The organism is Halomonas sp. McH1-25, from assembly GCF_022348165.1.
Lineage (GTDB): Bacteria > Pseudomonadota > Gammaproteobacteria > Pseudomonadales > Halomonadaceae > Modicisalibacter.
The window spans coordinates 52,890-79,410 of the sequence record NZ_JAKRFI010000007.1 but is presented as its reverse complement, the minus strand read 5'-3'; the positions used below and the strand labels follow the sequence as shown (position 1 = coordinate 79,410).

The window sequence follows — 26,521 nt, the reverse complement described above, 5'->3', positions numbered from 1 at the left end:
GATTAATCATAACGTTACAGATAGCATGGCAGGCGAGCATCGACGCCATTGGCAAGTTTCCGCCGATAGCGCCGAGACGCATCGGCAAAAAATTGCCGATAGGTCGACGAAGGATGTCCGAGGAGAGCGGCAATGAACGACTTCCAGCTCCATCCGCGTCTGGACGCGGACACGCACCACCTTTCCGACTTGCCGCTGTGCCGGGTCTGCCTGATGGACGACGCGCGGTTCCCGTGGCTGATTCTCGTGCCTCGGCGCGCCGACATCAGTGAGGTCCATGAACTGTCGGCGGAGGACCAGACCCAGCTATGGCGCGAAGCCACCTCGCTCGCGCATGGCATGAAGACCGTCCTGGACGGCGACAAGCTGAATATTGCCACCCTCGGCAATCAGGTCCCGCAGCTCCACGTCCACGTCATCCTGCGCCGCCAGGACGACGCCGCCTGGCCGGCTCCGGTGTGGGGCGTCGGCGAGCGTCAGCCCTACGACACCCATGCCCTCGCCGAGATACGCGATCAGCTGTTGATGCTCGTCAACACCCTGCCCGACGGGCCCAAGTGAGGTTCTCGCTGGCAAGCCAACAGAGATGGAATTCTTGGATAAATCGGCAAGACGGTGGAAATTGGCAGCGCACTGAAGCGTAAAAGCCACCGGCATCCGTCACGAGCACAGGCTCTAACCAAGCCCTCTGGTCGTATCTGAAAAGTTGCCGAGCAATGGCCAGACCAGGCAAAAGCGGTGAGGAAGCGGAGTTTACTAAGTGTAAATGAGCACTCCGAACCGATTTTTAACGCCGTATGGCCGCGCACAGGCACTTTTCAGATATGAGCTAGAGGAAGGCCTCGCGACGTAGTCCATACTTCTGCATCTTCTGATTCAATGTCCGCCTCGGCAGCTCCAGCTCATCCAGCACCGCCTGGATATTGCCGCGATGACGAACCAGGGCGGCGCGCAGCAAGGCGGACTCGAAGGCGGCGACCTGCTCGCTGAGCGAGCCTTCGCTGTCGCTGGCCGGCTCGGCCAGTTGGGGCACGTCGAGCCCCAGCGTGAAGCGCGTGGCGACGTTGCGCAGTTCGCGCAGATTGCCGGGCCAGGCATGCTGGCCGAGTGCGGCAAGCAGCTCGCCGTCGGGATCGCGCGGCGGACGCTGGTGAACCTCGGCCGCCTGCCGGCAGAAATGCATGAACAGCATGCCGATATCCTCGTGGCGCTCGCGCAGCGGCGGAATGACCAGCTCGGCGATGGCCAGCCGGTAGTAGAGGTCCTCGCGGAACTCGCCCTGCGCCGCCAGGTCCAGCAAATCGAGCTTGGTGGCAGCCACTACGCGCAGATCGAGGCGGATCACGTCATTGCTGCCCAGCCGCGAGATTTCGCCTTCCTGCAGGGCACGCAGCAGCTTGACCTGGGCCGACAGCGGCATCGACTCGACCTCATCGAGAAACAGGGTGCCGCCGCTGGCATGCTCCAGCTTGCCGATGCGGCTTTCCAGCGCGCCGGTGAACGCGCCCTTCTCGTGGCCGAACAGCTCGGACTCGATCAGATCGGGAGCGATGGCGCCGCAATTGAGTGCCACGAACGGTGCCTGCCGGGCCATGCCGAAATCGTGCAGGCAGCGTGCAACGACTTCCTTGCCGCTGCCGGTCTCGCCGCGGATCACCACGTTGGCCCGTGTCGAGGCCAGGTTGCCGATCTGATCGCGCAGGCGCCGGATGCCGGGCGACTCGCCGAGCAGGCGCGCCGCCAGATCGCCCTGGCGCAACGCCTGGCGCAGACGGTCGTTCTCGTGGTGCAACAGGCGCCGCTCCAGAGCACGTCGCACCCGCTCCTCCAGCCGCTCGGGCTCGAAGGGCTTCTCGATGAAATCCCAGGCCCCCTCGCGCATGGCCTCGACCGCCATGGGCACGTCACCGTGGCCGGTAATCAGCATGACCGGCAGACCGGCATCGCACGCCTGCACCTGGCGCAGCAGTTCCAGGCCATCGAGACCGGGCATCTTCACGTCCGAAATCAGCACGCCGCAATCGGCGCCATTCAAGAGCTCGGCGAGCGCCGTCTCGGCAGAGTCGAAGGCCCGCACCGGCAGGTCGGACAGTTCCAACCATTGGGTCAGCGATTCGCGCACGCCTGGGTCATCATCGACCAGCCATACAGGCAGCTCGCTCATGTCAGGGTCTCCTCGCGGGTTGGCCGGGTCTGCCGCTTGCCCTGCAGCCCAGGCAGCTCGACGCGGAAACGGGCACCGCTGCCCTGCGATGCCGGACGGTTGTCGGCATGGATGCGACCGCCGAGATCCTGCACGATGCCGTAGGAAATGAACAGGCCCAAGCCCAGCCCATCACCGACGCGCTTGGTGGTGAAGAACGGGTCGAAAAGGTGCTTGAGCGCCTGCGCATCGATACCCGGTCCGTTATCAGTAACGGTCAGCACGACCGTCTCGTCATGCATTGCGACACGGATTTCCAGGCTGGGGGACGTGATCTCGCGCAGGGCGTCCAAGGCATTGCGCAGCAGGTTGGTCAGCAACTGTTCCAGACGGATATCGTCACCTGCCACCCAGACCGGCCGCAACGGCTCGTCGGGCAGGTCGAGATGCAACGCGACGTTTTGGCGGGAGAGTCGTTCACCGAGCAATTCGAGTACGAAATCGAGACGTGCCAGCAGATCGACCGGTTCTCGGGCGCCGCCCTTGCGGGCGAACAGCTTGAGTTGGCGGATCAGGGTGGCCAAGCGATCGGAGAGGGCCTGGATGCGCTGGAAGTTGTCCGCGGCCGCCTCCTGGCGGCCACGTTCGAGCAGCCGGGCACCGCTGGCGGCATAGGTGCGAATGCCCGCCAGCGGCTGGTTGAGCTCATGAGCGATGCCCGCCGCCATGGTGCCCAACGCCGCCAGTTTGCCGGCCTGGACCAGTTCGGCCTGGGCCGATTCGAGCTCGCGGGTGCGTTCGGCCACCCGGGTTTCCAGACGCTCGTTAGCGTCGCGCATGATGCTGGCCTCGCGCAACCGCAGGCGCAGGCGCTGTTGACGTTCGCGCAGCCACAACCCGAGCAGTACCAGCGCCAGCCACACGGCGATACCGGCGAGTACCGCATTGCGTGCACCGGCATATAGTGGGCGGACCGGGACCAGATAGTGCATCGTCCAGCCCAGCGTGCCTTGTGGGCTGGCCTGGGTAAAGAAGCGTTCGCCGACCCCGGCCGAGCCGATCAGCAGGGAGCCATCGGCCAGCCGATAGCCCAGCGGGGCCAATGGATTGCCGATGAACTGGCGCTGGCTGCGGATGGTTGCCAAGGCGTCGTCGTCGAGCGATCCAAGGCGGTGAAATCGCCAGGCCGGACGGCTGGACAGGATCACCACGCCATTGGCATCGGTCAACAGCACTTTCTCGTCGGCCTGACGCCAATCCGCCTGCAGCGATTCCAGCGACACCTTGACCGTCAGTACACCAATGATCCGCCGGGCATCGCCACCCGCATATACGGGAGCCGACACGAAATAGCCGGGGCGTCCGGTGGTGCTGCCCACCGCAAAGAATTCGCCCTGATTGCCGCGCATGGCTTCGATGAAATAGGGGCGGTAATGATAACGATGACCGATGAAGCTCTGCGCAGACGCGTAGTTGCTGGCCGCCAGCGTATCGCCCTGCGTATCCATCAGATAGATCGCCTCGGCCCCCGAACGTTCGGCGACACGCGCCAGATGCTCATTGATGCGCTCGCTCCCCGTCGCCGCTTCTTCCGTCAAGGCGCTGCGAATCAGGGGCTGTCGGGCCAGCAGGCCGGGCAAATAGGTAAAGCGCTGCAGGGCGCCCTCGAGACTGCTCGAGTAGAGCGCCAGACGGCTTTCGGCATGCCGGATGGCCTCGCGGGTTTCGCCGGTAAGCTGCCAGTGCCACACCCACCACAGAGATACCACGACCAGGACACTCAGGCCCCCTATCAATCCTCGCTGCAAACCTTGTCGGCGCCTCTCCCTCACTGCGCCGCCTCCAAACGCGCGGCGATGTCATCCAGCAACGGATCGAAGCGAGAGGGCTCGATGGCCCCCGTGCCACGACGTCCCGACAGGACGATCCAGGTGCCGGTCGCTTCCTCCCGCACCTTGTAATGGACCACATAGCCCGGCCGCGCCGCACGCACGGCATCGATACGTCCCAGCTCGACATCGGCCAGGCGAATCACGAAGCCGCGCTCGACCAGCGCATCCAGCCCCACCTCCAGCGCCCGCTCGGGCGATGCCTCGACACGGAGCTGACGATCGGGCAAGGGTGTCGGCGTTGCAGCGCATGCCGTCAGCGCCAACGACAGCAGCACTATCGACAAGCGTTTCATTGCAAGGGGCCCTCCACGAGCAGGCGGGACTCGATGGCCGCACTGAAATCGCGGCAGAAATCGGGCCGGTTGATCGGACGTGCATCGACCAGGTAGCCATCATCGATGACGCTGGCATCCCGGGTCACGGTCACTCTGTCCTCGTCGATGACGACCGAGAGACGCTCGACTTCCAGCGGGTCGTCATCGAAATGCACCCCATAGCCTATCGACACGCCGGAGCGACGTCCAAAGCCTCCCCACATCGAACCGAACCCGAACCAGGGGCCACCCGCCGCGCCCAGTCCCGGGCGGCGCGTGTGCTGTTCGGCGCTGATCACGCCGAGTTCGGCCTCGGTATTGGTAATCATGTAATTACGCGCTTCGAGCTCGGCTACCGCTGCGCGCATCCAGCGCTCGCGGGTAACCTCGCCGCTGCGCGCCCATTGGCACTGCGCCGGCACGTCGGCCTCCGCTGTCGTCAAGGGATCCTGGGAAGACAGGGACTGGCAGCCGCCAAGCACTACGGCGCCCATCACGATCAAACTGCTTCGCAAGCTGAGCATGGTTCACCTCACGCAGGGTTGTTGCCTGGCAGTTAGCGCCCGGCCTGAATTGAGCGTAGTCACGACCGAGCGAATGCCGGGAAGCAATAGTCTATGTCGCTCATGCACCGGCACGCGCGTTGTCGTCGTCCACGGAGTGCGCGATAGTCATGACGATAACCATAACCCAGCGAGGAACGCATGAGGATCCTGATCGCTCCCGACAGCTACAAGGATGCCCTGCCGGCCCGGGCTGCCGCGACGGCCATTGCCGCCGGGCTGCGCCGCGCCCTGCCTGAGGCGGAGCTCATCGAATGCCCCATGGGCGATGGCGGCGAAGGTACGCTCGACGCCCTGCTGGCCGCTACCGGCGCCGAACGACGCACGGCCGATGTGCATGATGCCCTGGGTCGCCTGGCCACAGCCAGCTGGGGCTGGCATGCCGACACTCGCACAGCTTACGTGGAGCTCGCCGAGGCCAGCGGCCTCCAGGCGCTGACCCAGCAGCAGCGCACCGCGTTGCACAGCACCACCCGCGGTGTCGGCGAACTGATCCTCGCCGCGCTGGATGCCGGCGCCGAGCGCCTGTTGCTGACCCTCGGCGGCAGCGCCACCAACGATGGCGGTGCCGGTATGCTCGAGGCGCTGGGGGCGTGCCTGCTCGACACCGAGGGCCGTCCGTTACCGCCAGGCGGGGCGGCCCTGGCCGATCTGCACCGGCTCGACCTGTCGAAGCTCGATCCGCGCCTGGCACGGCTACGGGTAGATGCCGCCGTCGATGTCGACAACCCACTGCTCGGGCCACGTGGCGCCAGTGCGGTGTTCGGGCCCCAGAAAGGGGCCAGCGAAGCGGATGTCGAACGCCTCGACGCCGCACTGGCGCATTTCGCAGACCGGGTCGCCGACGCGTTGGGCGAAGATCATCGCGATCTGCCGGGTGCCGGTGCCGCCGGGGGCATGGGCTTTGCAGCGCGCGCGTTCCTCAACGCCGAGCTGCGTCCGGGAATCGAGCTGGTCATGGACCAGGCCGGTTTCGATCGTCACCTGCACGACGCAGCCCTGGTGATCACCGGCGAAGGGCAGCTCGACGGCCAGAGCCTTTCCGGCAAGACGCCCATCGGCATCGCACGCGCCGCCCGGCGGCATGGCGTGCCGGTGGTAGTGCTTGCCGGACGGCTGGGCAGCGGCTGGCAGGCAGCCTACGACGAGGGCGTCACCGCCGCCTTCGCTCTCGCCGACCGGCTGATGACATTGGACGAGGCCCTGCCGCGCTGCGCCGAGCTGCTCGCCGACCGCGCCGAGGGCATTGCGCGGCTGTTTGACGCAGCGCCAGGCAATCCCGATGCACTTGAAAGCGTGCCTGCCAATCACCATGAATGAATCGATTGCTCAATCCTATATAGGCTATGCACGTCGTTGCCTGTCTCTTCCCTGGCCAATACGCTAGCCTTGAGGCAGGTTTCATCACTCATGGAGGAAAGTTCATGACCGACACCAATGCCATTGGCCTGAATGCCGAGAAGGCCAGCCAGCTGGCCGACAAGCTCAATGCGCTGCTGGCCAACTATCAGGTTTTCTACATGAACGTGCGCGGCTATCACTGGAACGTGCGCGGCAAGCAGTTCTTCGAGCTGCATGACAAGTTCGAGGAACACTACACCGACCTGCTGGCCAAGATCGACGAGGTCGCCGAACGTATCCTGACTTTGGGCTATCGGCCGATCCATGCCTACAGCGATTACATGGAGCTGACGCGTATCGCCGAAGACAAGAACGTTCTGGACGGTTCGGATTGCGTACGCGGTATCGTCAAGGGGTATCAGACCCTGATCGGGCTCCAGCGCGAAGTGCTCGTCGTCGCCTCCGAGGCCGACGACGAAGGTACTGCCTCACAGATCAGCGACTACATCGGCGAGCAGGAAAAAGCCGTTTGGATGCTCAACGCCTACCTGGGCTGAATGATCCGCAGGTCATCGCTTGCACATCACGCCGCCCTTTTCGGGCGGCGTTGTCTTGGGTCGCTCACTGCGTCCCCTCCTGCTCGTCCCAACTGATTTTCGGTCGCTCCACCTCGTCGAGCTCGGCCTCGCGTCGCAGTTGCTCGGGTAGGGATTTCTTCATGCGTACGCCGAGGCGTTCGAGTTCCACGGCCTGGCTGACCAGATTGCCCTGCCCGGTCTTGAGCCGGTTCATGGCCTGTCCGTAACTGCTTTGGGCTCGCTCCAGATGCCTTCCCACCTCCTCGAGACTTTCGGCAAAGCCACTGAACTTGTCGAGCAGTCGTCCGGCACGTTCGGCGATCAGGCGGGCATTCTCGTTCTGACGCTCCAGGCTCCACAGGCTGGCCACGGTACGCAGGCTCGCCAATAACGTGGTCGGCGTCACCACCACCACGTGGCGGGCAAAGGCATCCTGGAACAGCAGATCATCGTTCTCGAAGGCCACCGCGAAGGCCGGCTCCACCGGCATGAACATGAACACGAAATCGGGCGAGGTCAGCCCCGGCAGGCGCGCGTAGTCGCGCTGTACCAAGGCCTCGACATGGCTGCGCACCGACTGGACGTGCGCCTTGAGCGCCGCGGCACGCGCCGTGTCGTCCTCGGCGTTGACGTAGCTGACGTAGGCGTTCAGCGAGACCTTGGCATCGATGATCAGGTGCTTGTCGTCGGGCAGGTAGATCACTGCGTCGGGACGCTGACGGCCATTATCGCCGTCGATGGACACCTCACGACGGTACTCGATGTCGCGGCGCAGGCCGGAACGCTCCAGCACCGTCTCCAGCACCATCTCGCCCCAGTTGCCCTGCATCTTCTTGTCGCCCTTGAGGGCCTTGGCCAGATTGGCGGCTTCCTCACTCATCTGACGGTTGAGCCCGGCGAGCTGTTCGATCTGGGCACGCAGCGTAGTGCGCTCGCGGCTGTCCTGGCCGTGCAGTTCCTCGACGCGACGCTGGAAGGTGCCCACCTGCTCGCGGAATGGCTTGAGCAGCGCCTCCAGGCTCTCCCGGCTGTGGCTGGCGAAGGTACGCTGACGCTCGTCGAAGATGCGCCCGGCCAGCACCTCGAAATCCTGCTTGAGACGCTCGCGCGCCTCCTCGAGCAAGGCCAGCTTCTCGGCATGGTGCGTACGCTGCTGGTCGCGTTCGGCCTCGAGACGCGCCTGGCGCTCGCGCAACCCCGCCAGACGCTCGTTGAGCGCGTCGAGACGCTGGTCGCGTTCGGTCAACTGTTCGCGCACGCCGTCGAGCTGGGCATCGCTATGGGCCAGTTCCTGTTCCAGGCGCTGGCGCAGCGCTTCGCTCTCGTCGAGACGCTGCATCAACGCCTGCTGGCGCTGTTTCGCCCGCCGCCACGTCGCCAGCCACAGACCGATCACGACGGCCAGTCCCGCCGCCATGACGGCCTGCCAGGCCGACGAAGACAGCAATTCGCTCACTGCTGCCATGCACGGAGGCTCCCCAACAGTTGTAGGACGCTAATCATCTTCTATCCTTTCAGAGTCGTGCCCGACGAGCGCGACTCGCTGTACGTTCTGTAACACCCTGTCCCTTGTTATCGTCATCGGCAACCCCAAGGACAGGGATAGTAGCGATTGACAGGTTTCATGGATCGCCGCGAAGGTATCCGGTCACCCCGGCTCCAGTCTACCGGAGTCGATTCAGTGCCGCTTTCGTGGCTGCAAGGAGCAAGGAGGTAGCTATGAGTCAGCAACTGAACGGCAAGCAGGTCGCCATTCTCGCCACCAACGGTTTCGAGGAATCCGAACTCACGGAGCCCAGGAAAGCCATGGAAAACGCCGGGGCGACCGTGCATATCGTCGCGCCCAGCAAGGAAGGCATCCGCGCCTGGGCCAAGACCGATTGGGGCGAAACCTACGATGTCGACAAGAGCCTCGATGAGGCCAACCCGACCGACTATCACGCCCTGGTGTTGCCGGGCGGTCTGTTCAACCCGGACAATCTGCGCCAGGACGAGAAGGCGTTGACCTTCACCCGGCATTTCTTCGAGGCGCACAAGCCGGTCGGCGCCATCTGTCACGGCCCATGGGTCCTGATCAACGCCGGGGTCGTCCAGGGGCGCACCATGACCTCGTTCCCCTCGTTATCTCAGGATCTGAAGAATGCCGGCGCCGAATGGGTCGACAAGGAAGTGGTGGTCGACAGCGGGCTAGTCACCAGCCGTACCCCCAAGGATCTCGACGCCTTCTGCAGCAAGCTGGTGGAAGAGATCTGCGAAGGCAAGCACACCAATCAGCATGCTTGAGACTACGGCATGAGCGTACTGAATGCCCGCCTCTTCGTGAGGCGGGTATTTTGTGTGCGTGTACACTGAAAGAGACTCATCCTACCGGCCATCGGAGGGCCGCCATGCCACGACACGTTCCTTCGCCGCTACGCAAGACCGCTCGCCGGCTACTGCATCTGCTCGCCCGGCCGATGAAGTCGGATCGCGGACGCGGCGGTGTCGTGGTTCACGCCTATCGCGGCTATGGTTCGACCAAGGAAGTGTTCGTCATGGGCCGGGTCTTCCGCCAGCCCAGCCTGGGCCTGCCGCTCCGGGAAGGCACCCTGCTGCGTGATGTGGTCGACGTCGTGCGCCGGCTGTTTCGCTGGGGCGTCAAGCATGTCGAGGTGACGCTCTACCTGAATGGTCGGCAGAAGACGGTCACCACCGATCGCGACGGCTATTTCGACGTTCATCTGATCACCCAGCCGATGCTACCGGCCGATCGCAGCTGGCATCGCGGCGAGCTCAGCGTGACCATGCCCAGTCAGCGCACCGTCAACAGCGCCGCGGAAATTTATGTACCGCCCGCCGCCGTCGATCTGGCCGTGATCAGCGATATCGATGACACGGTGATGTATACCGGCGTCGCCAACAAGCTGAAGATGATGTACCGGCTATTCTTCAAGAAAGCTCATCAGCGCACGGCGTTTCCGGGCGTCGCCGCGTTCTACCAGGCCTTGTTCGCCGGTCCCGATGGCCAGCGCCGGCGGCCGATGCTCTACGTGTCGCGCGGGCCATGGAGCATCTACGAAGTGCTCGAGGAGTTCTTCCAGCGCAACGGCATCCCCGTGGGGCCCATCCTGTTCCTGCGCGAATGGGGTCTGACCCTACAGCGGCCGCTGCCCCGCCGCGCCACGGAGCACAAGGCGCGTCTGATCGAGCAGATGCTGGGGCTGTATAGCGACCTGCCCTTCGTGCTGATCGGCGACAGCGGTCAACACGACCCGGAAACCTATGCGCGTATCGTGCATGCGTATCCCGGCCGTATCCGCGCGATCTACATCCGCAACGTCAACCATGACGCCTCTCGCGACGATGCCATCGTTCGCCTCGCCAAGGAGGTCGCCGAAACCGGCTGCGATCTGGTGCTGGCCTCCGATAGTGTGCATATGGCCGAGCACGCCCGTAGCCAAGGCCTGATTTCCGCGGCCGGGCTGGAGGCGGTCAAACAGGAGACTCACCGGGAAAACCAGTTGCCCCCCTGAGGGGGGCGCGGGGTCAAGCCGCCTGGCGCTCCGCCAGGTCCTCGATCAGAGTACGCAGCAGCGCCCAGAACTCCTCGACCGAGTCGAGCTCGACCCGCTCGTCGGGCGAGTGTGCGCCGCGAATCTGCGGCCCGAACGAGATCATTTCCAACGCCGGATACTTGCCGCCGAGAATGCCGCACTCCAGCCCGGCATGGATGACCCTGACGTCCGGATCGCTGCCCAGCAGGCGCTGATGCAAACGGCGAAAGCGAGCCAACAACGGACTTTCGGGGTTCGGCGTCCACCCAGGGTAGACGTTCTCGACCCGCGTCTCGGCGCCGATCAGGCCGAACAGGGCCCGGAAACGGTCGGCAATGTCAGCCGTGGCGCTATCGCGCAGCGAGCGCACCAGTGCGCAGAGGCGGAAGCGGCCATGCCCGAGCGTTACCACGCCGAGGTTGTTGGATGTCTCGACCACCCCCGGCACCTCGACGCTCATCCGCTCGACCCCGCAGGGGGCGACATGCAGCGCGGCGACCAGCATGTGACTGGCGGTGCGGGTCAGCGCCTCGCCCGGCGCAGCAGGCAGGGCTTCCAGCTCCAGCGTCAGCCCCTCATCGACCCCGGCCAACTCGGCGACCAGTTCGTCCTGCAGCTCGGCGACTCGCACCTGAGCCGCCTCGCCCTCGTCGGCATCCAACGCCAGGGTGGCGAAGGCCTCGCGCGGTAGTGCGTTGCGCAGGGTCCCGCCCTGATAGTCGATCAGCCGCGCCCCGTAGGGTTCCAGGGCACGCAGCACGCGCACCAGCAAGCGATTGGCGTTGCCGCGTCCCTTGTGGATATCGATGCCCGAATGCCCGCCGACCAGGCCGGTCAACGACAGCCGCCAGGCCTGTTCGTCGTCGCGCAGGGCACTGGTCGGCAGATTGGCCGAGACCACCACGTCGGCACCGCCGGCACAGCCGATATAGACCTGCCCCCGATCTTCTGAGTCGAGATTGAGCAGCAAACTGCCCTGTAGCCAGTTCTCGGCCAGTTGGAGCGCGCCGCCCATCGACGACTCCTCCTCGACGGTGAACAGCGCTTCAAGCGGTCCATGGCGCAGCGTATCGTCCTCGAGCACGGCCAGCGCGGCGGCCACGCCCAGACCGTTGTCGGCGCCCAGCGTGGTGTCGCGGGCATGCAGCCAGCCATCGGCGATATAGGTGTCGATGGGATCCGTGGCGAAGTCGTGGGGATGATCGGCGTTGGCCTGGGCGACCATGTCCAGATGGCCCTGGAGAATCACGCCGGGTGCCGACTCGCAGCCGGGCGACGCCGGCTTGCAGACCCGCAGGTTGCCGGCAGCGTCACGGTCGTGTGCCAGACCGCGCTCATCCGCCCAGCGCTCGATGATCGATGCCAGACGCTCCTCCTGGCCGGAGGGACGCGGCGTATTGCACAGCGTGCGGAAGTGTCGCCAGACGATGGCCGGCGATAGCGTATCCAGATGTTCGTTCATGACAGCACCCCTGCTTGAGACTCCGATACCTTACGCCGCGTATCGTGAGACGCAAGCTTTCGATAGCGACGTCACCCGTCTAGGATGGCGAACCACTCACCGCCACGGGAGGTGTCATGTTCCGTCCCATCCCGAAAGCGTCAACGCTCGGCCTGGGTCTGCTGCCGTGGCTCAGCGGCTGTTCACCGATCCCCGATATGCCCGGCCCCATCGGCAATCCCGGGCTGTAGCGGCGGATTCTCGCGCCGTCGAGTTTCCAGCCATGCCAGCAGCCGCCCGGCCAGGTCCCGCCAATGCGCCAGCCGGGCCTTGCGCCCAGCGGACGGTGAGCCATCGCCGCCCTGAAATACCGGCCCGGCGAAGGCAACCAGCTCGGCATCGCCCTGCATGCGTCCCGGATCACGCCACCAGGCCAGCCAGGCCATCGCCAGCCAGGGCCTGACCGCGGCCAGTTCACCACCGCCCTGGGCAAACCACGCCACGCGTGCTCGCGTCGTTTCATCGATGACAGGCGGCTCGCCCTCCCGCAGCAACGCTGCTGCGAGCTCGGGCTCGAGCCGGCCCAACTCGAAGGCCAGCAGGCTGGGCAGAAGCCTGCGGTAATCGCGCCCGAACTGCGCCAGCTCGGCGGCGGCACGCGTGTCGAGTGCACGGCCCATCATCACGGCGTGCTCGCCGCTCGCTGCCTCGCGGGACAGCCCGATGCGCAAGGAGACGAAACCCAGCGTACGCCAGAATGCCAATAGGGAGATTTCGGCCCCGAAGCTCACGCCCAGGCGGCCGATGCCTCGGCCCGCCATGCCTTGCGCCAATGCATCGATCAACGCGCGGCCCACTCCCCGGCGTCGCGCCGCCGGATGCACCGCAATGCGTGTGACCCGACACCAGCGCGCCTCGGCTGCCGTGACTTGACCGGCATGCGCCGCCAACGACTGCGCCAGCAAATGCCCACGCGGACGTCGCTCACCCCAGGCGATGGCCTGGGCCAGATGCGCAGGAAAACCACCCTCCTCGCTCGCCTGGCAGACGCCGATGCAGACCTCGCCCACATAGGCCGCCAGCAGATGGGTATCGGGGCCGTCGAGCAATTGGCGCAGGTCGGCCGGGGTGGTGCGGTAATGGGCCTGCACCAGGAGACCGAACAGCTCGCCCAGGCGGTCGTCGTCGCTGGCCAGTGCATCCCGGTCGAGCGGCACGATCCGCAGAGGGTGCGCGGCCAGCGCCTCGGCAGCCCGCGCCTCGTCGGCGGGCTCGGCATCGAGCAGCAAGATCTCGCGGGTCACCGCCTCGAGGGGGTCGCCCTCGGCCCAGCGTACTGGCTGAACGAGGTGCAGCTCCCGCCAGTCGGGGCTCTCCCGTTCGAGACGCTCGCGAAAGCGCAGGGCGAAACCGCGCCCCGTGCCCTCGTAGCCATGCACGGTGGTGGCAAAGGCGATGCGCGGAAAGGCTGCCAGCCAGCGACCCAGCAGCGGGGTGGGGATCGCCGCCGCCTCGTCGACGAACAGTGTCGGTGGCGACTTGGGGTCGACGTCAGTTTCGTGCAACGCCTCGAGCAGTGCATCCGGGGCCAGGAAGCGCACCTCGGCCTCAGCGTCGCCGATGCGAGCGTGATATGTATTTCCTTCGCTTCTCCCCTCGGGCAGCAACGTCGAGAGACGCTCGAACAACGGCGCGACCGAGGCCGGACGCGGCGCGGTGACCCACAGGCGCCGCTCGCCGGCCTGCAGGCGTCGAGCGGCGGCAATGCCCAGCGCTGCGCTCTTGCCGCGTCCGCGGTCGGCGGTGAGCACCAGCGGCCGGCGCCGGCGCAGTCGGGTCAAACCTCTGACGGCCTGGGCCTGATCTAGCGTCAAGCAGGCCGGATCGTCCGGCGGGGCCGATGCCGTCGAGATGTCCGCGTCGGGCAGGCCAGACGCGAGCGGTGCCGTATCGGACGACCAGCGCAGCACCTGTGGCGATTCGGTCAGTCGCCGTGCGAGGCGCGCCAGAAAGCGTGCGCTCAGCGACTCCGCCGTGTGCGGCCAGGCCGCCAGACGTGCATAGTCGCTGTCCGGTGTCGGCACGCCGCTGCGCCAGGTCTCGGGCGTCAGCAGGACCAGCAAGCCACCGCCGCGCAACGTGCCCGAGATGGCGCCGAAGGCATCCGGGTCGAACCCGGCCGACGGAGAGACCGCGTCGACGATCACCAGGTCGTGCTCGCCGCCCAGCCGGATGCGGGCCTTGGCGGCCGGCAGGGCGGCGATCCCGTCAAGGCCGGGATCAGGCCCCAGCCACAGCGGCGCCCGCCAGCCCCGTCCCCGCCATAGGGCATGGGCACGCGAGATCGCCTCGGACGCTGGCGCAGCAACCCACAGCAGGGCACGCTGACGACGCTCGCTCAAGCGGTCGCAGAGTGCATGGAGAGTATCGAGAAAAACCATGGCGCCTAGCATGCGCCACGCAAGCCGGTTGCGCCAGCCTTGGCCGGCGCAACCCGGCAGTCAGCCCACCAGCAGCTTGTCGATGGTGATCGGCAGGTCGCGGATGCGCTTGCCGGTGGCGTGGTGGATGGCATTGGCAATGGCCGGGGCGACGCCGGTCAGGCCGATCTCGCCGACACCGCGCGCGCCGAACTCGTTGAAGGCGTAATCGGGATTGTCGAGCAGCTCGACATCGATGTCGGGCATGTCGGCGTGACTGGCGACGATGTAGTCCGAGTAGTTGTTGTTGATCAGCCGGGCATCGCGCGGATCGTAGTCGAGCTTCTCGAACAGGCCCATGCCGATGCCCATGACGATGGCGCCTTCGACCTGGTTGCGCGCCGTGGCGGGATTCACCGCCCGGCCGATGTCAATGCTGCTGACCACCCGGGACACGTGCAGCCGGGTGATGGCCGGGTCCCAGCGCACCTCGACGAAGTGCGCGCCGAACGAGCGGAAGCTGTACTGGTTCTGCTCGTCGCCGGGGGCCGCCTGGCCATCGCCGCTGACACTGCCCAGCTTCTGCCCGGCCAGCAGTTCGGCGAAGGCGACCCGCTTGCCCTGCTCGTCGACCAGCGCGCCGTCACGCAAGGTCAGGCCCTCCGGGTCGGCACCGGTGAAGGGCGCATCCTCGTCGGTGGCAACCTCCTTGAGCTCGTCGATGGCGGCGCGCACCGCCGCCGCCACGGCAGGCAGCGTGGTCGCGGTGGCCATCGACCCGCCGGACAGCGGCCCGGCCGGCAGGCTGGACTCGCCCAGGCGCACCTCGATGCGATCCAGCGGTACCCCGGTGAGTTCGGCGACGGTCTGGGCCACCACCGTATAGGTGCCGGTACCGATGTCCTGGGTACCGCAAGCAGCCATCACCGTGCCGTCGGCGCGCAGCTCGACGCGTGCCATGCATGGCTGACGACCGGCAGTCCACGAACTGGTCGCCATCCCCCAGCCAATGATTTCGTCACCCTCCGTCATCGAGCCGACCCGGGGGTCGCGGCGCTCCCAGCCGAAGCGCTTGGCCGCACTGTCGTAGCAGGTGTCAAGATGCTTGCTCGACCACGGCAGCCCCTTGGCAGGGTCCTCATGGTTATAGTTGCGCCGGCGCAGTTCCAGCGGGTCCATATCGAGCGCCACGGCCAGCTCGTCCATGGCGCACTCCAGGGCATAGATGCCCGACACTTCGCCTGGCGCGCGCATCGGACATGGCGTGCCGTGATTGACCTCGAGCAGGTGATGGCTGATCGCGGCATTGTCGCAGGCATACAGGCTCAGCGTCGGCGAGCCCACCGAGTCGACATAGGGATGCACGAAGGACGTCTCGGTGGTGCTGTCGTGGCGCATCGCCTGCAACCGACCCTGTGCATCGGCGGCCAGGCGCAGGCGTTGACGCGAGGCGGGCCGGTTGCCGCCGCTGGCCATGTCCTGCTGGCGCGACAGCACGGTCTTCACCGGCCGTCCCAGCTCACGGGCCGCCGCCGCCGCGGCCACTGCATGCGGCCACATGAACAGCTTGTTGCCGAATCCCGAGCCGATATAGTGGGAGATGACCTCGACCTGCTCCTCGGGCATGTCGAAGATGCGTGCCATGGCCTTGTGCTGGTAGACCACACCCTGAGTCGATTCGTGGACGATGAGCCGACCGTCGCGCCACTGCGCCAGGGTGGCATGCATCTCCATCTGCATGTGGCTTTCGGGTGCGATGCCGTAGATACAATCGATCTTCACCGGCGCGCGTTCATAAGCGTCGTCGGGATCGCCGCGCGAGCCGCCTTCGGACTCCATCGGCCGACCATCCTCGCGAGTCAGCAAAAGGCCTGGCCGCGCGCCGTCGTCCTGGCGGTAGCGGGCCTGCAGAGCGTGCGCCGCTGCACGCGCCTGCTCGTAGCGCTCCGCCACTACCATGGCCACGTACTGGCCGTCGTAATGGATGCGTTCATCCTCGAAAGGCAGGCGCACCTCGCTGACCTGGTCCTGGTGGGCCTGGCTGCTCGGCGAGCGATAGAGCTTGGGAAAGTTGCCGTGGTGATAGACCGCCACCACGCCGGGCATGGCCAGCACCGGCTCAATATCCAGCGCTTCCAGCGTGCCATGAGCGATGCTCGCCGGCACCGGATAACCGTGCAGCATGTCGTCGACGTACCAGTCGGTAGTGTAGTCCGCGCGGCCGGTCAACTTGTGTTCGCCATCCACCCGGGGGGTGCGATGACCGATGACTTGGGTATCCATCCGTGGTGATCCTCAGCGTTGCTGGTTGGCGTTTTCGGCATCCCTGCAGGCCTCGCGCAGCGCGCGCACGATCGCCTGACGCGCCAGCGGGATCTTGAAGGCGTTGTACTCGTGGGGCACGGCGTCCTGCATCGCCGCCTCGGCTGCCATCTCGAATGTCGAGACTGCAGCCGGCTGGTCGTGCAGGGCCAGCTCGGCCTCGTGGGAGCGCCACGGCTTGGTGGCCACCCCGCCGAGCGCCAGGCGCGCCTCGCGGATCACGCCATCCTCGACGGCGACTATCGCGCCGGCCGACGCCAGTGCAAACTCGTAGGAAGCCCGGTCACGAAGCTTGAGATAATACGCCCCCGCCCCTTCGATCGGTGTATCCAGGGTAATGTGGGTGATCAGCTCGCCGGGACGCAGTTCATGCTCCTTCTCGGGCTGGTCGCCGGGCAGGCGATGGAAGTCGTTGAAGGCTATCTCGCGTTTACCGTCGGGCCCCTCCAGGGTCAGAGTCGCGCCGATGGCCGCCATGGCGATGCACATGTCTGAAGGATGGGTAGCAATGCACTGATCGCTCACACCCAGCACCGCGTGCATGCGGTTGATGCCATGCATGGCGTCGCAGCCACTGCCCGGCTCGCGGCGGTTGCAGGCCGCCGAGGCGTCTCGATAGTAGGGGCAGCGCGTGCGCTGCATGACATTGCCGGCGGTGGTTGCCATGTTGCGCAACTGCGTCGAGGCCCCAGCAAGCAAGGCCTGAGAGAGCAGGGGGTAATGCGCCTTGACCTCGGGATGGTGCGCCAGATCGGTATTGGTCACGGTGGCGCCAATACGCAACCGGCCATCGTCGAGCGTCTCCACTTCGTCCAGCGGCAGGCGGTTGATGTCGACGAGTTGCGCCGGACGCATGACGTCGAGCTTGACCAGATCGAGCAGCGTTGTGCCGCCCGCCACGTAGGCGACCCGATCGTCGGCGCCGTGTTTGGTCACGGCCTGGGAGACATCGTCGGCCGTGCAGTATGCGAAGGATCTCATGAGCGCTCCTCCGTGCCTGCCGCGACTTCCCGGCGTGCGTCCTGGACCGCCTCGAGAATGTTCTTGTAAGCGCCGCAGCGGCACAGGTTGCCACTCATCGCCTCGCGCACCGAGGCGTCATCGGCGGCGATGCGTTCATCCTCGAGCAGGGCGGCGGCGGACATCATCTGGCCGGGGGTGCAGTAGCCACACTGGTAGGCGTCGTGTTCGAGAAAGGCGCGCTGCACGGGGTGCAACTGGCCGTCCCGCGCCAGGCCTTCGACCGTGGTGATGTGCTGTCCTTCGCACATCACGGCCAGGCGCAGGCAGGAATTGATCGCCATGCCGTCGACGTGCACGGTGCAGGCGCCACACTGGCCGTGGTCGCAGCCTTTCTTGGTTCCGGTCAGTCGCAACTCGTCACGCAGGGCATCGAGCAGGACCACATTGGGCGTGACCTGCAGCTGGCGCGGCTCGCCATTGACGATCAGGTTCACGGTGACCGTCTCGGCGGACTGCGCCGCCGTTTCGGAAGGTTCCATCATGCCGACTCCTCATCATCCTTGTAAGCGGTACCTCACGAGATACCGTCGACGGCTTCGGGGCCGTCGGGCAGGGTTAGTACAACCCTAGGAGAGGATGACCGGAACGACAAACCGACGCGCACCGCCAATCACTCACTAATGAGTAGCTAACGTATTCGAACCATGGCCATTTTCTATTGCCTCCATGGTTTGCGATAACGATGAAGTTTCACCTACGTTAAAGACGCTCTGGTTTTATCGCGCCAAGAAAAGGAGTTCTTGCCATGATACCCACCTGGTTGCATGTCCTTGCCTGGATATCCGTGCTGCTGGGCTTCGCCTGTGCCGCCTATATTGCGCTGGACGTCAGGAAACACCCCCAGCACATGAAGATCATGAATTATGTCTGGCCGTTATGCGCCTTGTTCGGCCACGTCGTCATTGTACCGTTCTATCTGAAGTATGGCCGCCTGGCCGCCCACGAAATCGCCCACCCGGCGATGCAGAACGACGAGACGCCGCCGCACATGGCCAAGACCCCCTTCCCGCTCAAGGTCGCCAAGGGCGCTCTGCACTGCGGTAGCGGCTGTACGCTGGGCGATATCATTGCCGAGACGCTGGCCTTCCTGATCCCGGCAATTGCCATCTGGTTCGGCTGGCAGGCGATCTTCGGCGAGAAAATCTACGCTGTGTGGGTCTTCGATTACACTCTGGCCTTCCTGTTCGGCATCGCCTTCCAGTATTTCACCATCAAGCCGATGCGCGGCCTGTCGCCCGGCCAGGGCCTGGTCCAGGCCACCAAGGCCGACTTCCTGTCGCTGACCGCCTGGCAGATCGGCATGTACGGCTTCATGGCCTTCGCGCATTTCTACCTGTTCGCCGTGGTGTTCAACCACACATTGCACGTCAACTCGGTCGAGTTCTGGTTCATGATGCAGATCGCCATGCTCTTCGGTTTCATGACGTCCTACCCGATCAATTGGTGGTTGATCAAGAAGGGCATCAAGGAAGCCATGTAACGACTTGCGGAGCTACTGCACTCGGCGTGGCGGAGGCCTGGCTCGGTGCCCCGGGGCAGGTCTTCGTGAAGGCGTGATACCCCTTCCTTGGGCGCCACATTCATCATCCATGACGAATGACCTTCACTCCGCCCTGTCCCGGCGTCGTGTTCGCATAGTGGTCGCTTAGCGCTGCGGTTCTTCAGGCCTCGATACGTTTGAGAAACAGCACCAGCGGCACACACACCACATAGATCGACCCCAGCCACAGGAAAATGTCGTTATAGGCCAGCACCTCGGCCTGCTGGGTCACGCGTTGAGCGAGCATGGCGACGCCGCTGCGGTACGGGTCGGCGACATGCCCTTCGAACAGCGCCTGATAGCTGGCGAGTTCGCTCACCACGATATCCCGCCCGCTGCCGATGGCGGGAATCAACTGGTTCCAGTGATAGTCGACGCGCCAGTCGTGCACCGTATCCAGCAGCGCCAGGCCCAACGCCCCACCCAGGTTGCGCATGACGTTGTACAGGCCGCTGGCGTTACCCACCTCATGGGCAGGCAGCGTACCGAGTGCGATGCGCGAGGCGGGAATCAAGCACATGATCAGTCCCAGTCCGCGGATCACCTGCGGCCAGAAGAACTGCCAGAATCCCGACTCCACGGTGAGATTGGCATTGATCAGCGTGCCGATGCCGACCAGCAGCAGGCCGAAGAACAGCAGCACGCGCAGGTCGAGGTGATTGGTCAGCTTGCCGACCAGCGGCGCGGAGAAGAACATCGCCACGCCGGTGACGAACATCACCTCGCCGATCTGCAGGCTGGAATAGCCGCGTACGTAGCCGAAGAACAGCGGCATCAGATAGACCAGCCCGTAAAGCGCAATGCCGATCACGAAACCCAGCCCGGCACCCAGCGCGAAGTTGCGGTTGGTGAAGGCGTGCAGGTCGACGATGGGATATCGACTGGTCAGGGTTCGCCGGAAGAAGCCCAGCGCCGCGATCAGGCAGATCAGCGACGTCGTCACGATCAGTTCGCTGGCGAACCAGTCTTCGCCCGGCCCCTCCTCGAGGGTGAACTCCAGGGTACCCAGAAACACCGCCATCAGCGCCAGGCTGACCACGTCCAGGCGGCGCGCCGCTGTGCGATCGCCCTTGTCGATATCGAGAAACGACCAGGCCGCCCAGGTCACCAGAATGCCCGGGATCACGTTGGCCAGGAACAGCCAGTGCCAGCTGGCAAACTCGGTAATGTAGCCACCGATGGTGGGGCCAACCGACGGCGCCATGGTCACCACCATGCCGATCACCGCCTGCACGCTGCCCATCACCCGTCGCGGGAAGATCGAGAAGCTCACCGCGTGGGTGATGGGAATCATCGCCCCGCCCATGAATCCCTGGATGGCACGCAGCACGATCAACTGCTCGATGGAACCGGCCAGCGCGCAGCCCAGGCTGGCCAGGGTGAAGCCGGCGCTCGAGATCGCGAAGGCGATACGCGTCGAGAGAATGCGGCTGAGCATTCCCGACAACGGGATCATCACGATCTCGGCGATCAGGTAGGCGGTCTGGACCCAGGAGATCTCGTCGCTGCTGGCCGAGACGCCGGCCTGGATCTCATTGAGCGAGCTGGCGACGATCTGGATGTCCAGGATCGCCATGAACATGCCGAACACCGCGGCAATGAAGCCGATGCGCTGGCGCCAGGACGGCATATCGCTGGCGACATGGCCGTTACCGGTCGCGGTCGCGTCGCTCACGAAGCGGAGGGCTCGACCGCCGGGCCGGTGGCGACCCGGTGATAGAAGGTTTCGGTGTTCAGCTCGCGGGTATCGACCTCGGGTACCACCGAGAGTCCGGCACGCAACCGGCCCAGTGCCCCCTCGGGCGAAGTGACGCGAATCTTCACCGGTACGCGCTGAACGATCTTGTTGAAATTGCCGGTGGCGTTGTCGTTGGGCAGCAGGCTGAACTCGGTGCCGGTGGCCGGCGCCAGGCTATCCACCACGCCTTCGAACGTCGTGTCGGGGTAGGCGTCGATATGCAGTTCGACCGACTGGCCGACGCGCATGCGGGCGGTCTGGGTCTCCTTGAAGTTGGCAATCACGTAGGCCGACTCCACCGGCACCAGTTGCATCAGGGTCAGCGACGGCTGGGCCAGATCGCCGACCTCGGCAGAGAGGTTGCCGATCACGCCGGCACGCGGGGCGGTCAGGCGGGTCTTGCCAAGCTGGTTGCGGGCGTAGTCGAGATCGGCACGCGCGGCCTCGAAGCCGGCCTGGGCACTCTCGATACTGGCCTGGGCCACATCCAACTGACGCTGGGCGGAGACCAGCGCGGCACGCCGCGCGGCCAGCGTCGACTCAGCGACGCGCAAGGTCGCCTCGTCATCCTCGCGCTGTTGTTGCGAGGCATACTGGCGCGATTCCAGCGATTGCGAGCGTTGCAGGTGCTGGCGCGCCTGGCGCACGTCGGCCTCGGCGGCATCGATCTGCGCCCTCGCCTCGTCGATGGCCGCTTCCTGCAGGGCGACCTGGCGCTTGGCCTGGGTGATGTCCGCCGCCGCCACGGCCTGCTGGGCTTCGGCCTGGGCCACCTGGGTGCGATAGTCGCTAGCGTCCAGGCGCACCAGCAGATCGCCCTGCCGCACCGCCTGGTTGTCGGTCACGGCGACGTCGACGATGCGCGCCGACAGCTCGGAGCGTACCGCCACACTGTCGGTATGCACGTAGGCGTTGTCGGTCTCCTCGATGAAGCGCCCGGTCTTCCACCAGGTCACGCCCCACCAGGCCAGGGCGCCGAGCGCCACCACGGCGACCAGCGCCACGACTATCTTGCCGCCCTGCTTCATGCTGCTGCCTCATGTCGATGATCGGTACGACGGACCAGGCATCGCACCTACTGGGCAATAGTGTAATGAATGCTACACTACACTTTCCATGATTTTCGATCCTGCGCCTATGCCATCTTCGCAACGCCCCCCTTCGACTTGCCCCACTCCCCTCACCTTGCGCGGCCAGGCCCGCCGCGAGCGCCTGCTCGACGCTGCTCGAGACGTGTTTCTCGAACAGGGCTATGCCAGCGCCAGCGTCAACGAGATAGTGACTCGCGCCGGGGGGTCGCTGGCCACGCTCTACAAGCTGTTCGGCAACAAGGAAGGGCTGTTCATGGCAGCCATGGAGCGTCATGTGGCGACTGCCTGGGCGGCCATCGAGGAAGGCAGGCGCAGCGATCAGCGCGTCGAGGATGTGCTGCGTGAGCTGGGCCGGCGCATGCTGGCGCTGGTCTTCGATCCGCCGGTGATTCGCCTGTTTCGCGGCCTGGCCTTCGAGGCGGAGCGTGCACCCAACCTCGGCGAGCTGTTTCTGCGCCACGGCCCCGACCGCACGCGCAGCCAGCTCGCCGACTATCTGCAGGAGCAGGTGCATCAGGGCGGCTTGGCCCTGGACGACCCCCGCGAGGCCGCCGGCATGTTCATCGGCATGCTGCTCGGCGAGTGGCACGTCGATGCCCTGCTGGGTCGAGATATCTCACCGAGCGATGCCCAGTGCGATGCGCGTGCGCAGCGCTGCGTGACATTGTTCCTGCGTGGCGCCGTGGCGTCCCGAATCGACTAGCGCCGAATCAGGTCAGCGTCAGCACCTGTCCGTTCAGCGCCCGGCCCGCTCCGCCGGCCAGGAAACGCGCGCAATCGGCGACCGCAGCGCTCGACGCGCCTTGCGGACACAGCAGGTTGACCCGCACCCCCGGCCCACTGGCATCGGCAAGCTTGCGCACCAATGCCGCCAGGGCGTCGCGTACCATGCTGGCTGCCTGGGTATCGCCATCCGGCGCGACGGCTACCAGGCGCCCGCCGCCGCGGCCGTGCATCCAGGCTCGCGCGACCTGCAACAGGCTCGACGGGCCTGCCACCTGCTCCACCAGACGACGCTCCAGCGGCACACTGCGGGCCAACGCCTGGGGCGCGCAGACCAGCACGTCAAGGCGGCCCAGACGGCCCAGCAGAGTATCCAGCGCTCCGTCGCCCGCCACCAGGCCGAAGCGGTCGTCACGTTCGCCGCCCAAGCCGTCGAGCACCCGCTCCAGGCTGGTGGCTTCGGGGGTCAGCAGGGCCACCGTGGCGCCCTCTTCCAGGAAGGCTCGCGCCAGCGCTTCGAGCAGCTCGTCGCCGCCGGCGATCAGTACACGCTTGGCCATGTGCGCTCCTCACAGCAGCCCCGGTAACCACAGCACCAGCGACGGGAAGGCAATGCACAATGCCAGCCCGGTGAGCTGCAGCAGCACGAAGGGAATGATCGAGCGATAGATGGTACCGATGCCGATCTGCCCTTCGGTGATGCCCTTGAGGTAGAACAGCGCATAACCGAATGGCGGCGTCAGGAAACTGGTCTGCAAGTTGATCGCCACGAGAATGGCGAACCAGATCAGCAGCGCCTGACCCGACAGGCCAAGGCCGAAATCGAGCAGTTCGACTACCGGCGCCACCAGCGGCAGCACCACGAAGCTGATTTCGATCCACTCGAGAAAAAAGCCCAGCACGAAGATCAACGCCATCAGCAACAGCAGCAGCCCGTAGGGCCCCAGGCCGGTACCGGTGATCATCTCCTCGATCATGTAGTCGCCACCCAGGCGCTTGAAGACCACCGAGAAGCAGGTCGCACCGATCACCACGAACAGGATCATCGCCGAGGTGCGCGACGTCTCGCGTACCGCCTCGCGCAGGGTCGCCCAGTCCAGGCTGCGCATCACCAACGCCAGCAGCAGGCTGCCGGCAGCGCCGATGGCCGCCGCCTCGGTGGGGGTGGCGATGCCGGCCATGATCGAACCGAGCACGGCGACGATCAACACCACCGGCCCGAGCAGGTCGCGCAGCAGTGCCAGCGGCAGCGGCGTGGTGTCGGCGTCCACCGCATCGGGGTCGGCCAGGGGCGCCCAGTCGGGCTTGAGCCAGGCGGTGACCAGCAGATAGACGATGTACAGCACGCCGAGCAGCAGCCCGGGAATCATCGCCGCCTTGAATAGCGCACCCACCGACACCTGCAGGATCGAGCCCATCAGCACCAGCATGATCGAGGGGGGGATCAGGATGCCCAGCGTGCCGGAGGCGGCGATCACGCCGCAGGCCATCTCGGCGCGGTAGCCCTGCTTCATCATCACCGGCAATGCCAGCAGACCCAGCATGACCACCGAGGCGCCGATGATGCCGGTACTCGCCGCCATCACCACACCGAGAATCGCCACCGAAATGGCCAGACCGCCGGGCGTGCGCCCGAACAGGCGCTGCAGGGTCAACAGCAGCCGCTTGGCGACGCCCGAGCGCTCCAGCATCAGGCCCATGAACACGAACAGCGGAATGGCGATCATCAGCCAGTTCTCGATCACCCCACCGAAGATACGCGATCCTACCGTCCCCAAAAACGGGATTGGAATGCCGCCGATGAAGGCAAAGGCGATGCCCAGCCCGCCAAGCAGGAACGCTACCGGGTAGCCGGTGAAGATCCCCGCCAACAGGGCCACGACCATGGCGATGGCCAGGGCGTACTCGGCCAGAAACTCAGCCATGGATCGGCTCCTTGTCGTGAGTGGGCGCGGCCAGACGGGACGGATCGAACAGGCCGGCCAGATTATTGAGCACCTGGCCCAGCGCTCCGATGGCCAGGAAGACCAGCCCGATCGGCAGCATCGCCTTGATCAGATAGCGATCGGTCAGGCCGCCGTAGTTGGAGCGCTCGCCGGACACGTAGGACATCGCCACGAAGTGCTGCGACAGCCAGGCGATCAGCAGGCAGAACGGGATCAGCATCAGTAGATGACCCAGGATGTCGACGATGGCCCGGCCACGCGGCGAGAGCTTCTGGTAGACCAGGTCGACGCGCACATGGGTGTCGTGATGCAGGGCATAGGTGCCGCCGAGCAGAGTGAGAACGCCGAACAGATGCCACTGCAGCTCGGTCACGCTGTTGATGGTCAGCGCATTGCCGAAAAGCAGCACGTCCTCCTGCCAGCGAGCGATTTCGTTGATGCCCAGGGCGTTGAGCGTGACGGTGGTGAGTACGGCCAGCATCACCAGCAGGACCAGCCAGCTGGTGACACGACCCACGAACAGCCCCAGCCAGACCAGGGGCCTGGCCAGGGCGGCACACACCGCCGCACCGCGCTCACGCCAGGGCGCAAGGCGGGCGTCGGCCATCACGCGTCTCCTTCAGCCTGGACCGGCGTGGGCTGGTTCTCGCCCTGGATCGGCTTGGGTGCCGGCAACGCTTGCAGTTCGTACCACTCATCGATCAGTTGCACGTGCTGCATCAGCGACTCGTAGGCTTCCTTGAAGTCGGGGTTGCTCTGCATCTCTTCCTGACGCACCTCGACCCAGGCATCCTGCAGTGCATTGATGACCTCGTCGGGGAAGCGGCGCACCTTGACGCCCTTCTCCTCGAGCTGATGAATGGTACGCACCTGCTCCGGCGGCGCCTCGGCCATGGCCCACTGCAGGGTGGCACGGCAGGCGGTCTCGAACTGCGCCTTGCGCTCGTCGCTGTATTCGTCCCAGACCTGCTGGTTGATCAGCAGCGAGAACCAGCTCGCGCTCTGGTGCCAGCCGGGGAAGTAGTAGTACTCGGCCACCTCGTCGAAGCCCATGGCGGCATCGACCTGCGGCACCGAGAACTCGGTGGCGTCGACACGCCCGCGCTCCAGGGCCAGGTAGATCTCGCTGCCCGGCACCAGTTGCGTGGAGGCTCCCAGCTTGTTGAGCACCTTGGCGCCGAGACCGGAAATGCGCATCGACAGGCCCTCGAAATCCTCGGGCGTGTTGATCTCCTTGTTGTACCAGCCACCGGTTTCCTGCGGCGAGATGAAGCACGGCAGCACCTTTACGCCGTACGGGTCGTAGGCCTTCTGCAGCAGCTCGGTGCCCTCGCCGGCCCACATCCACGACATGAACGCCTCGGGCGTGGGGCCGAACGGCAACGCGCCGTAGAGGTTGGTGATGGGCACCGTGCCTGCCCAGTAACCGATCCAGTCCCAGCCGGCCTGGACGGCGCCCGACGACACCGAGTTGAAGACCTCGAAGGCGGGGACCAGGTCGCCGGGTTCATGGACGCGCAGCGTGACTTCACCGCCGGTGGCCTTCTCGAGTTCCTCGGACAGATGCACGGCGCCCTCGCCCAGAAAGTTCTGGGTCGAGAAGGTGCTCGCCACATCGAGACGCTTGGGCCCTTCGGCCATCGCCGGGGCGCTCAGCGATGCAGCCACGGCCGCGCCGATACCGGCGGCGATGAGGGTGCGAGCGAATGGCGTGCTTGGGTTGCTTGGCATGGCTGACTCCTTGCTGTTGTTGTTGTCCGGCCCAAAGGGGCTGACATAGCACTGGCAAAGGCGCTGCCAAACCCAATAAAAATCATGAGTGATAGTCGCTTAACGCATGATGCCGGTGGACGGACGGCTCTCCGAAGGCGTGAATCGAGCAGCTGGCGCAAAAAGCGTCCGAGAATTCGGAC

23 protein-coding genes are annotated in these 26,521 nt (G+C 65.5%); 7 read left to right on the top strand and 16 right to left on the bottom strand.

From position 1 onward, the window contains the following. Positions 1-132 precede the first annotated feature (132 nt). Positions 133-561, top strand: a complete 429-nt coding sequence (locus MHM84_RS16635; protein ID WP_239267461.1) for an HIT domain-containing protein — start codon at positions 133-135, stop codon at positions 559-561. Positions 562-829: 268 nt separating this feature from the next. Here the strand turns inward: MHM84_RS16635 and MHM84_RS16630 are convergent, their stop codons facing one another. Genes MHM84_RS16630 through MHM84_RS16615 form a run of 4 tightly spaced genes read right to left on the bottom strand, consistent with a single transcriptional unit; the run spans position 830 to position 4,873 of the window. Beyond that, complete coding sequence (locus MHM84_RS16630; protein WP_239267460.1) at positions 830-2,164, bottom strand: sigma-54 dependent transcriptional regulator; 1,335 nt, start codon at positions 2,162-2,164, stop codon at positions 830-832. After that, complete coding sequence (locus MHM84_RS16625) at positions 2,161-3,975, bottom strand: ATP-binding protein (RefSeq protein WP_239267459.1); 1,815 nt, start codon at positions 3,973-3,975, stop codon at positions 2,161-2,163. Before MHM84_RS16625 ends, MHM84_RS16630 begins: the two co-directional genes overlap by 4 nt. Next, a complete protein-coding gene (locus MHM84_RS16620; protein ID WP_239267458.1) occupies positions 3,972-4,328 on the bottom strand; it encodes a hypothetical protein in 357 nt (118 codons plus the stop codon). The genes MHM84_RS16625 and MHM84_RS16620 overlap by 4 nt, the downstream gene beginning before the upstream one ends. Next, positions 4,325-4,873 carry a hypothetical protein gene (locus MHM84_RS16615; protein ID WP_239267457.1) on the bottom strand — a complete coding sequence of 183 codons (549 nt, stop codon included), beginning with the start codon at positions 4,871-4,873 and terminating at the stop codon, positions 4,325-4,327. Before MHM84_RS16615 ends, MHM84_RS16620 begins: the two co-directional genes overlap by 4 nt. A 180-nt stretch (positions 4,874-5,053) precedes the next feature. Between MHM84_RS16615 and MHM84_RS16610 the strand changes: the two genes are divergently transcribed. Together MHM84_RS16610 and MHM84_RS16605 are read left to right on the top strand one after the other, a co-directional pair. After that, entirely contained in the window at positions 5,054-6,232 is a 1,179-nt protein-coding gene (locus MHM84_RS16610; protein WP_239267456.1) for a glycerate kinase, read from the top strand. A 104-nt stretch (positions 6,233-6,336) separates the two neighbouring features. Further along, a complete protein-coding gene (locus tag MHM84_RS16605; protein ID WP_239267455.1) occupies positions 6,337-6,810 on the top strand; it encodes a Dps family protein in 474 nt (157 codons plus the stop codon). A gap of 64 nt (positions 6,811-6,874) precedes the next feature. Here MHM84_RS16605 and rmuC read toward each other — a convergent pair whose 3' ends face one another. Then, positions 6,875-8,296 (bottom strand): DNA recombination protein RmuC, encoded by a 1,422-nt coding sequence (gene rmuC, locus MHM84_RS16600; protein WP_239267454.1) that lies wholly within the window; start codon positions 8,294-8,296, stop codon positions 6,875-6,877. A gap of 254 nt (positions 8,297-8,550) precedes the next feature. Here rmuC and MHM84_RS16595 point away from each other — a divergent pair, with 254 nt between their 5' ends. Both MHM84_RS16595 and MHM84_RS16590 read left to right on the top strand, forming a co-directional pair. Next, a complete protein-coding gene (locus tag MHM84_RS16595) occupies positions 8,551-9,114 on the top strand; it encodes a type 1 glutamine amidotransferase domain-containing protein (protein ID WP_239267453.1) in 564 nt (187 codons plus the stop codon). Between the two features lie 104 nt (positions 9,115-9,218). Continuing rightward, positions 9,219-10,343, top strand: coding sequence for a phosphatase domain-containing protein (locus tag MHM84_RS16590; protein ID WP_239267452.1), 1,125 nt, complete (start codon positions 9,219-9,221; stop codon positions 10,341-10,343). A gap of 13 nt (positions 10,344-10,356) precedes the next feature. Here the strand turns inward: MHM84_RS16590 and MHM84_RS16585 are convergent, their stop codons facing one another. From MHM84_RS16585 to MHM84_RS16565, 5 genes are all read right to left on the bottom strand, one after another. After that, complete coding sequence (locus MHM84_RS16585; RefSeq protein ID WP_239267451.1) at positions 10,357-11,826, bottom strand: aminoacyl-histidine dipeptidase; 1,470 nt, start codon at positions 11,824-11,826, stop codon at positions 10,357-10,359. A gap of 182 nt (positions 11,827-12,008) precedes the next feature. Further along, the gene (locus MHM84_RS16580; protein WP_239267450.1) at positions 12,009-14,246 is read right to left on the bottom strand and encodes a GNAT family N-acetyltransferase; all 2,238 of its coding nucleotides are present in this window, start codon (positions 14,244-14,246) and stop codon (positions 12,009-12,011) included. A gap of 60 nt (positions 14,247-14,306) precedes the next feature. After that, positions 14,307-16,508, bottom strand: a complete 2,202-nt coding sequence (locus MHM84_RS16575) for a xanthine dehydrogenase family protein molybdopterin-binding subunit (protein WP_239267449.1) — start codon at positions 16,506-16,508, stop codon at positions 14,307-14,309. 12 nt (positions 16,509-16,520) lie between these two features. Next, a complete protein-coding gene (locus tag MHM84_RS16570) occupies positions 16,521-17,528 on the bottom strand; it encodes a xanthine dehydrogenase family protein subunit M (RefSeq protein ID WP_239267448.1) in 1,008 nt (335 codons plus the stop codon). Then, complete coding sequence (locus MHM84_RS16565) at positions 17,525-18,052, bottom strand: (2Fe-2S)-binding protein (RefSeq protein ID WP_239267447.1); 528 nt, start codon at positions 18,050-18,052, stop codon at positions 17,525-17,527. Before MHM84_RS16565 ends, MHM84_RS16570 begins: the two co-directional genes overlap by 4 nt. 263 nt (positions 18,053-18,315) lie before the next feature. Here MHM84_RS16565 and MHM84_RS16560 point away from each other — a divergent pair, with 263 nt between their 5' ends. Further along, positions 18,316-19,050, top strand: coding sequence for a DUF4396 domain-containing protein (locus MHM84_RS16560; protein WP_239267446.1), 735 nt, complete (start codon positions 18,316-18,318; stop codon positions 19,048-19,050). Positions 19,051-19,231: 181 nt separating this feature from the next. Here MHM84_RS16560 and MHM84_RS16555 read toward each other — a convergent pair whose 3' ends face one another. Both MHM84_RS16555 and MHM84_RS16550 read right to left on the bottom strand, forming a co-directional pair. Further along, positions 19,232-20,785: a DHA2 family efflux MFS transporter permease subunit gene (locus MHM84_RS16555; RefSeq protein ID WP_239267445.1), complete on the bottom strand. Its 1,554-nt coding sequence runs from the start codon at positions 20,783-20,785 to the stop codon at positions 19,232-19,234. Then, a complete protein-coding gene (locus MHM84_RS16550) occupies positions 20,782-21,876 on the bottom strand; it encodes an HlyD family secretion protein (RefSeq protein WP_239267444.1) in 1,095 nt (364 codons plus the stop codon). Before MHM84_RS16550 ends, MHM84_RS16555 begins: the two co-directional genes overlap by 4 nt. Positions 21,877-21,985: 109 nt before the next feature. Here MHM84_RS16550 and MHM84_RS16545 point away from each other — a divergent pair, with 109 nt between their 5' ends. Beyond that, positions 21,986-22,642 (top strand): TetR/AcrR family transcriptional regulator, encoded by a 657-nt coding sequence (locus MHM84_RS16545; protein ID WP_239267443.1) that lies wholly within the window; start codon positions 21,986-21,988, stop codon positions 22,640-22,642. 7 nt (positions 22,643-22,649) lie between these two features. Here MHM84_RS16545 and MHM84_RS16540 read toward each other — a convergent pair whose 3' ends face one another. Genes MHM84_RS16540 through MHM84_RS16525 form a run of 4 tightly spaced genes read right to left on the bottom strand, consistent with a single transcriptional unit; the run spans position 22,650 to position 26,339 of the window. Further along, positions 22,650-23,222 (bottom strand): hypothetical protein, encoded by a 573-nt coding sequence (locus MHM84_RS16540; protein WP_239267442.1) that lies wholly within the window; start codon positions 23,220-23,222, stop codon positions 22,650-22,652. A 9-nt stretch (positions 23,223-23,231) separates the two neighbouring features. Further along, positions 23,232-24,587, bottom strand: coding sequence for a TRAP transporter large permease subunit (locus MHM84_RS16535; RefSeq protein WP_239267441.1), 1,356 nt, complete (start codon positions 24,585-24,587; stop codon positions 23,232-23,234). Further along, complete coding sequence (locus MHM84_RS16530) at positions 24,580-25,215, bottom strand: TRAP transporter small permease subunit (RefSeq protein WP_239267440.1); 636 nt, start codon at positions 25,213-25,215, stop codon at positions 24,580-24,582. The genes MHM84_RS16535 and MHM84_RS16530 overlap by 8 nt, the downstream gene beginning before the upstream one ends. Further along, positions 25,215-26,339, bottom strand: coding sequence for a TRAP transporter substrate-binding protein (locus tag MHM84_RS16525; protein WP_239267439.1), 1,125 nt, complete (start codon positions 26,337-26,339; stop codon positions 25,215-25,217). The genes MHM84_RS16530 and MHM84_RS16525 overlap by 1 nt, the downstream gene beginning before the upstream one ends. Positions 26,340-26,521: the final 182 nt, after the last annotated feature.